Annotated in this window: 8 protein-coding genes; 4 read left to right on the top strand and 4 right to left on the bottom strand. The window is 66.2% G+C overall.

Going from position 1 to position 7290, the window contains the following annotated elements:
• The first annotated feature begins 298 nt into the window (after nucleotides 1-298).
• Nucleotides 299-553, top strand: coding sequence for a hypothetical protein (locus VFW69_RS24995; protein ID WP_526505722.1), 255 nt, complete (start codon nucleotides 299-301; stop codon nucleotides 551-553).
• A gap of 59 nt (nucleotides 554-612) precedes the next feature.
• Here VFW69_RS24995 and VFW69_RS24990 read toward each other — a convergent pair whose 3' ends face one another.
• From VFW69_RS24990 to VFW69_RS24980, 3 genes are all read right to left on the bottom strand, one after another.
• On the bottom strand, nucleotides 613-1068 hold the full coding sequence (locus VFW69_RS24990) for a nuclear transport factor 2 family protein (RefSeq protein ID WP_526505724.1): 456 nt from the start codon (nucleotides 1066-1068) through the stop codon (nucleotides 613-615).
• A 104-nt stretch (nucleotides 1069-1172) separates the two neighbouring features.
• Entirely contained in the window at nucleotides 1173-1358 is a 186-nt protein-coding gene (locus VFW69_RS24985) for a hypothetical protein (RefSeq protein WP_526505720.1), read from the bottom strand.
• A gap of 265 nt (nucleotides 1359-1623) precedes the next feature.
• Nucleotides 1624-2469 carry an SDR family NAD(P)-dependent oxidoreductase gene (locus tag VFW69_RS24980; protein ID WP_526505718.1) on the bottom strand — a complete coding sequence of 282 codons (846 nt, stop codon included), beginning with the start codon at nucleotides 2467-2469 and terminating at the stop codon, nucleotides 1624-1626.
• 207 nt (nucleotides 2470-2676) lie between these two features.
• On the opposite strand from VFW69_RS24980, the gene VFW69_RS24975 reads away from it, so the two are divergent.
• Together VFW69_RS24975 and VFW69_RS24970 are read left to right on the top strand one after the other, a co-directional pair.
• A complete protein-coding gene (locus tag VFW69_RS24975; RefSeq protein WP_526505716.1) occupies nucleotides 2677-3720 on the top strand; it encodes an alpha/beta hydrolase in 1044 nt (347 codons plus the stop codon).
• A 172-nt stretch (nucleotides 3721-3892) separates the two neighbouring features.
• Complete coding sequence (locus VFW69_RS24970; RefSeq protein ID WP_526505714.1) at nucleotides 3893-6559, top strand: ATP-binding cassette domain-containing protein; 2667 nt, start codon at nucleotides 3893-3895, stop codon at nucleotides 6557-6559.
• Between the two features lie 6 nt (nucleotides 6560-6565).
• Here VFW69_RS24970 and VFW69_RS24965 read toward each other — a convergent pair whose 3' ends face one another.
• A complete protein-coding gene (locus VFW69_RS24965; RefSeq protein WP_526505712.1) occupies nucleotides 6566-6730 on the bottom strand; it encodes a hypothetical protein in 165 nt (54 codons plus the stop codon).
• Nucleotides 6731-6980: 250 nt separating this feature from the next.
• Between VFW69_RS24965 and VFW69_RS24960 the strand changes: the two genes are divergently transcribed.
• Nucleotides 6981-7290: acyl-CoA dehydrogenase family protein (locus VFW69_RS24960; protein ID WP_526505710.1), on the top strand; the 310-nt coding region annotated here is incomplete at its 3' end.

Below are 7290 nucleotides of genomic sequence, written 5' to 3'. Positions count from 1 at the left end.
GACCGCTGGTCACGTGACCGGCGGTCACCCCGGAGCTGCTGAGAGGCCGTACGATCAGGGCGGCCGCAATCTTTTGGTGTGACTCTTATCTGTAGCCGTTGAGGCCGATATGGCAAACATTCCGCCGGTACATTTAACGAGATCGCCACTCCGCGGTCGCGGGGCGCCGGGGCGGGTTGCCGGTTATGCGCTGGCTGACCCGCGTCGGCCCGGTAGACGATCGGCGGAGTAGCGGTTGTGACCGCGGAAGGCAATCACGCTGACCAGAAAAAGCGCGTGAACGAGCTGATCGCCGATCATGTTGAAGTGCTCGATCGACGTCGCGCCCAGAACCAACAGCTCCGCGAAGGGCAGCGCGGGTCAGCACGCCGAGACCAGAGGGGTGGGCATCATCGACGCCTTGACCCGTCATCTGCGCGTGGAAAGCGGCCAGCTTCGGCATCCGGACCAGGCCGTGACAGAACAGGCTGGCACCGATGGTCAACCGCACCGGCAGGTACGCGAGGGCACGGTCGGTGTCGGATGCGGCCATGATCCGTCCCTCCTCGGTTGACTCGATTAACGTTGAACATCAACGCGGACAATAGATTTAGTGCGCCCACGACGCCGCGATCACCGCTTCGTCCCGGAGCGCTCGCGGGCCATCGCCGAGTCGGGCGCAGCCCAATCGGTCGAGACCTTGCGGTGCCTGATCAGCCAGGTGTCACCCTCGGGCACCAGGATGTCGCGGTAGCGCCCGTAGTGGTCGAGCCCGATGTGGGTGACCACGGTGAAGTAGGAGTCGACCCGGGCTTGGCCGGGTGCCACCTCGGTGAACAACACATTTGCGACGTTATGGCGCACAATCGGTTTGACGTCGGCCTCCACGGCGATCTTTCCGGTGACGCCGCTCAAGAAAGCCGCGATCTCCGAACGACCGGACAACGGCTCAGAACCCCGTATCTCGAGGATGCCGTCGATGCAGAAGGTCTCCGCGAGGCCCTCGAGCCGGCCGGCGTCACCCGACCAGTTGTAGCGCGCCAGGGTATCCCGGATTCGCTCGCGGGCGATCAGTTCCCACATTTCCACCGTCACGACTCCTCACCTGGGTATGACGGAGCCTAATGGCGAAAGTGCAACTAACGACATCTACTCTCGAGAAACCCATCGGCAGTTGAACTTTCGCGGTCACGTTACCTGACGACGTGGGGCCGGAAGACGCGTTGGGTCGTGGGCGTGACTCCGTTCAGGTCGAAGACGGCAATCAGGGCACGCAGTAAGGCCGGTGACCAGTCTTCGAAGGGTTGCGTGTCAACGCGATCGAGCAGTTCACCGCGCAGGTACTCGATGCCCGCCGGCTGCTGATGGTCGGTGCTCAACGAGCCAATTCCTTCCGGGTTACGTGCTGGTGCTTTGACGCTAGGTCGCGCGCCGCGCGCGTGTACAGTCAACTGGCCAAATTCAAATCTGTCTCAGAGGCCTGCGGGTCAAGCCACGTCACGCCGGAAATGAAAACCCGCGCGCGGGTGTAGCACAACGCATGAAACTCAATGACGCCGCCCGCGACCTCATCGGCAAGGGTGCGGATGCCACCCGGGCATGGGTCCGCGTCCGCGCGCAGAACGCGGCTGGGGTTATGCCTGCTCAGGGGGCGATGGGCCGATTTGTCCACTGGCGGTCGGGCCGGCGCGTCGAGCGGAACCATCCGCCTGCTGCCCCGGTACCGCCGTCGGTGGGGATGATGTGGCCGGTGACGAACCCCGACAGATCCGAGGCCAAGAACAGGACGACCCTGGCCTGATCCTCGGGCAGGCCCATCCGCCCGACCGGAACCCATTGTGGCCATTGCGTCTGTTCCTCAGCCGAAAGCCATTGCGAATAGGGCACTTGCAGGGATTCGGTGACGTCGGGCGCGATCGCGTTGACGCGCACCCCGTCGTTGCCCACCTGGACCGCGAGGCTGCGCGTAAAGGCGTTGACGGCGGCTTTGAAGGCGGCATACACGGGGTCCTCCGGATAGCCTCGCAGCCCCTCGACCGACGAGACGTTCACGATCGCACCCGTCTGCCGCTCGACCATGGCCGGCAGGAACGCGTGGGTCAGCAGGAACACGTGGTGCAGGTTGATCCGGTAGAGCTCGTCCCACAGCTGCGAGTCGGTGTCGACGAAATTTCCGGGGTGGCGTAACCAATGGCCCACGTTGTTGACCAGCACGTCGATTCGGCCGAACCGGTCGAGCACCGTTCGGGCCAAGCGGGCGACCTGGTCGGGGTCTCGGACGTCGGTGACGACGGCTGAGGCCGCCCCACCGGATTCGGTGATCGAGGCCGCCGTCGCGCCGGCGAGGTCGGCGTCGAAATCGGCGATGACCACGTCGGCACCGTGTGCGGCGAACAGCCGCGCGGTCGCTGCACCGATGCCACCCGCGCCGCCCGTGACAACGGCCACCCGGTCGGCGAGCAGCGGATCAGGAGGCTTGGGGTGTGTCATCGCTCATATCTTGGGCCATTCGGCGGCCTCGGCAACAGCCGGTCCGGGTCCGTTCACGCCCGCGCGGCAACCGCAAGAGAGATAGGCGAGTGATACCCATCTCTGCGCCCAGCAAACAGTGATGTACCCGACATTTGTCACGCGTTCACTTCCCATTAGCCCTCTGCTGCTGCGGGTACCCCGTCGCCACCTAGGAGGTTGAAATCGATGGTGAGCACACCCGAACCGACACATATATTGCCGAGTGTGGCGACGACCCGACGCGTCCATCATCGCCACAGTCCGCAGTCGGTTGCCGTACGGCTCGCCAGTCGGGTGATCGTGAAAAACACCGTCCGCGCGTGGGCCATGACGCCGAACCTGCACTGGCCGTTGGAGTACGTCGACGGTGTCGCGGGGCTGGTCCCGCAATTCGGGTCAAAGGCGAAAATCGAACGGGTTCGGCTGGACCATTGCGCCGCCGAATGGGTTCGCGCTCCCGGCGTATCCGGGGAGCGGGCGATCCTGTATTTGCACGGGGGCGCGTTCCTGACCTGTGGCCTCAACACCCACCGCTCCATGGTGACTCGCTTGTCGAAGGCGGCCGATGCCGCAGTGCTCATCGTCGCCTACCGGAAGCTGCCGGCACATCAGATCACCGAGGCCATCGACGACGGCATCAGCGGCCTGCTCTGGTTGCTGGATCACGGTTACGACGGCGACCAGATTGTCGTAGCCGGTGACTCCGCCGGCGGATACCTGGCGTTCATGACCACGCTCTTGGCGATCCAGGACGGCATCATGGAACCGGCCGGAGTCGCGACCGTCTCGCCGTTCACCGACACGGATCCGGTGCGAAAACTCAAGCACCGCAACGCGCGCAAGTGCTCGATGTTCACCCGCCGGGCATTCTCGCGGTTCGCCCAATACCTCAATAACGCACAGGTTGTGGAAGGCAAGGGCGACTCCACGGTCGCCTCCCCGGTGGACGCCGATCTATCTGCGTTGCCGCCGGTCACCATTCACGCCAGCGCGGACGAGTTGCTGCTCGCCGACGCCGAGCTGATGGCGAAGCGCTTGGAAGCCAGCGGGATCCACTGCGATCTGCATCTGTGGGAGGGGCAGATTCACGACTTTCCCTTGGCCGCCGACGTTTTGCCCGAGGGCAGGCGGGCCATCAAATGTTTGGGTGATTTCGTCAAGGACGTCACCGGCGCTCGCGCCGAGGTCGCGAGCATGCGCAGCCTGCGCAATGCCGCAGTGGCCGGTTGAAGGCTGCGAAACTAATTGCACCGCAGGCTGGTTCGACACCCGGCTGCCTTCCCCGCTTCGGCAGTCTTGTGTCGTTTCCAGCCGCCCGCGCCCGTCGGTGGTCGCGCGAAACAGGAAGCCCGACGAGGAACCCCGCGCATAAGCTGCGCCGCTGCCGTTACAGTTGGTCCTGATGACGCCACCAGCCCCGCCTGCGCTGACCGTGCGGTACCAGGGAGCCGAACGCACCTTCGCGCCGGGCAACGATGTAGTGATCGGGCGTGACCTCCGCGCCGACGTGCGAGTCGCCCACCCCCTGATCTCCCGAACCCACCTGATCGTGCGGTACGACCAGGGCCGATGGATCGCCATCGACAACGGCAGCCTCAACGGCCTGTATGTCCACAACCGCCGCGTCCCGGCCGTCGACATCCAGGATGGGCTGCGGGTCAACGTCGGCAATCCGGACGGCCCGGCGCTCGCCTTCGAGGTCGGCCGCCACCAGGGTTCGGCTGGGCGGCCCCCGCTGACGACGTCGATTCCGATTGTCAGCGACCCCAGCGAGGCGCCGGCACGCCCGCCGCAGAGCCAGTCATTCGTTACACAACACCCCGGCCAGCCCCAGCAGCCGGCGTCGGCCTCGTTCCGGCACCCGGTCCATCCGCCCAACGCCGCGCAGCCGAGCCAGCCGGCCGACGGAGCCACGCCGAGCTATCCGTCCGAGCCCCAGCCCCGATTCCCGACCAGCGGTCTACCGAGCCCCCCGCCGAGCGGATCGCAGCCTGCACCACAGATTTACCGGTCGGCGTCGATGCGGGCGGCGCCGCCGACCACCGCGGGGCCGTCGGCGCCCCAGCCGGGCCGCATCGGCGGCGACTCGTCAATTATCGCGACGTCGATGATGAAGATCCTGCGGCCGGGCAAGGCCGGGCCGGACGCGCCGGGCGCGATCAAGATCGGGCGCGCCAACGACAACGACATCGTCATCCCCGAGGTGTTGGCATCGCGCCACCACGCCACCCTGATTCCGACGCCCACCGGCACCGAGATCCACGACAACCGCAGCATCAACGGCACCTTCGTCAACGGCGTCCGGGTCGATTCGGCCGTACTGCATGACGGCGACGTGGTCACCATCGGCAACATCGACCTGGTCTTCCACGGCGGCAACCTGGCCCGCCGCGACCAGACCGCGACCGCGACGCGCAGCGGTGGCCTCGATGTCCGTGGGGTGACCTGGACGATCGAGAACAACAAAACGCTGCTGGACAACATCTCGCTGACCGCCCTGCCCGGCACGCTGACGGCCATCATCGGGCCTTCGGGCGCAGGCAAGTCGACCTTCGCCCGGTTGGTCGCCGGGTACACGCACCCGACGACGGGGACCGTGTCGTTCGAGGGACACAACATCCATGCCGAGTACGCCTCGTTGCGCAGCAGGATCGGGATGGTGCCGCAGGACGACGTGGTGCACGGGCAGCTGACCGTGCAGCAAGCGTTGATGTACGCCGCCGAACTGCGCCTCCCGCCGGACACCACGAAGGACGACCGCGCCCAGGTGGTGGCCCGCGTGCTCGAAGAACTCGAGATGACCCAGCACCTGCACACCCGGGTGGACAAACTGTCCGGTGGTCAGCGCAAGCGCGCGTCGGTGGCGCTGGAGCTGCTCACCGGGCCGTCGCTGCTGATCCTGGACGAGCCGACCTCCGGCCTGGACCCGGCGCTGGACCGGCAGGTGATGACCATGCTGCGACAACTCGCCGACGCCGGTCGCGTGGTGCTGGTGGTCACCCACTCGCTGACCTACCTCGACGTCTGCGACCAGGTGTTACTGCTGGCCCCCGGCGGCAAGACGGCGTTCTGCGGGCCGCCCAGCCAGATCGGTGCCGCCATGGGCACCACCAACTGGGCCGACATCTTCAGCACCGTCGCCAACGATCCCGACGGGTCCCGCGCGCGCTACCTGGCCCGAACGGGCCCGCCACCCGCTCCGCCGCCCGCCGAGAAACCCGCCGAGCTGGGCGATCCCTCGCACACCAGCCTGGTCCGGCAGTTCTCCACGATCGCCCGGCGCCAGATGCGGCTGATCGTCTCGGACCGCGGCTACTTCGTCTTCCTCGCGCTGCTGCCGTTCATCATGGGGTCGTTGTCGATGTCGGTGCCCGGCGATGTCGGCTTCGGGATACCGAACCCGATGGGCGCCGCGCCCAATGAGCCCGGACAGATCCTGGTGCTGCTCAACGTCGGCGCGGTGTTCATGGGTACCGCCCTGACCATCCGCGACCTCATCGGTGAGCGCCCGATCTTCCTGCGCGAACAAGCGGTCGGACTGTCCACGTCGGCGTACCTGTTGGCCAAGGTCTGCGTTTACACGGTCTTCGCGATCGTGCAGTCGGCGATCGTCAGCATCATCGCTGTGCTCGGCAAGGGGGCCCCGACCCAGGGTGCCGTGGCGCTGGGCAAACCGGGGCTCGAGCTGTTCGCCGACGTCGCGCTGACGTGCGTCGCGTCGGCCATGCTGGGGCTGGCCCTGTCGGCCGTCGCCAAGTCCAACGAGCAGATCATGCCGTTGCTGGTGGTCGCGGTCATGTCACAGCTGGTGTTCTCCGGCGGAATGATTCCGGTCACCGCGCGTGTCGGCCTCGACCAGATGTCGTGGGCTACACCGGCGCGGTGGGGATTCGCGGCGTCGGCCTCGACCGCCGATCTGACCAAACTGGTGCCCGGTCCGCTGACCCCGAAGGACTCGCACTGGCAGCACACCGCGGCGACGTGGTGGTTCGACGTCGGCATGCTGTTCGTCATCAGCGCCGTCTACCTGGGCTTCGTGCGCTGGAAGATCCGCCTCAGGGGCGGCTGACGCCTGTCAGGCGCCCCTGCGGACCATCTGCTCGGCCGCGGCACGCATACGGTCGGACAGTTGCAGCAAATCGTGCTCGCCCACACCCAACGGCAGTGTGTACGCCAGCTGCCGCAATTCGACGGCGTAGTTGCGCAGATCTTCGCGGAGGCGCACCTCAACAGTGGGCATGACTTCTCCCTGGGGCTGAGCAGAATGCCTGGTCCGCGTCGACCGGCCGATCTGTAAATCTTCGCAGCCGGTCCGCATGACCGCGAGAGCGTCGACGGGTATTAACGGGAGTTTGACAGCGTATTTACAGTCCGGCCGGCGGCCTGCGGCGCTCGGGCATGACGCACCCCGAAATTCGCAGCGCCATCTCGCCGTGGCGTTACGCTGACGACGCTCGGTGAAAAGCAGGCAGAAAGGCACAGGCGCCGGAATGGATTTCGAACTCGACGCTGGGCAGCACGCCTGGCTCAGCGAGGTTCGGGAATTTCTGCACGACAACGTCACCCCGGAATTGCGCGCCGAGCTTGCCGAGCACGACTTGGAATTTCCCGACGGCGAAGTGGCCCGGTTTCGCCGCAACATCGGGGCCAAGGGCTGGTTCGGGCTGAACTGGCCGCGCGAGTACGGCGGACTAGGTTTTGGCGCCATCCACCTGCATCTCTTGATGAGCGAATTCGAATATTGGGGCGTGCCCGGTCCCGACCTGACGGTGACATCGGTGGCCCCCATGATCATGCGGC

Origin of the sequence: Mycobacterium sp. (genome assembly GCF_036273375.1) — a bacterium.
Lineage (GTDB): Bacteria > Actinomycetota > Actinomycetes > Mycobacteriales > Mycobacteriaceae > Mycobacterium.
Note: the sequence above shows the minus strand (reverse complement) of the source record. Positions and strands in the feature narration are given on the sequence as shown.

What these genes read in the sequence shown, in the direction of transcription:
- VFW69_RS24980 (WP_526505718.1), bottom strand. Translation starts at nt 2,469, where the DNA reads ATGACACACCCCAAGCCTCCTGATCCGCTGCTCGCCGACCGGGTGGCC.
- VFW69_RS24975 (WP_526505716.1), top strand. Translation starts at nt 2,677, where the DNA reads ATGGTGAGCACACCCGAACCGACACATATATTGCCGAGTGTGGCGACG.
- VFW69_RS24995 (WP_526505722.1), top strand. Translation starts at nt 299, where the DNA reads ATGTTGAAGTGCTCGATCGACGTCGCGCCCAGAACCAACAGCTCCGCG.
- VFW69_RS24965 (WP_526505712.1), bottom strand. Translation starts at nt 6,730, where the DNA reads ATGCCCACTGTTGAGGTGCGCCTCCGCGAAGATCTGCGCAACTACGCC.
- VFW69_RS24970 (WP_526505714.1), top strand. Translation starts at nt 3,893, where the DNA reads ATGACGCCACCAGCCCCGCCTGCGCTGACCGTGCGGTACCAGGGAGCC.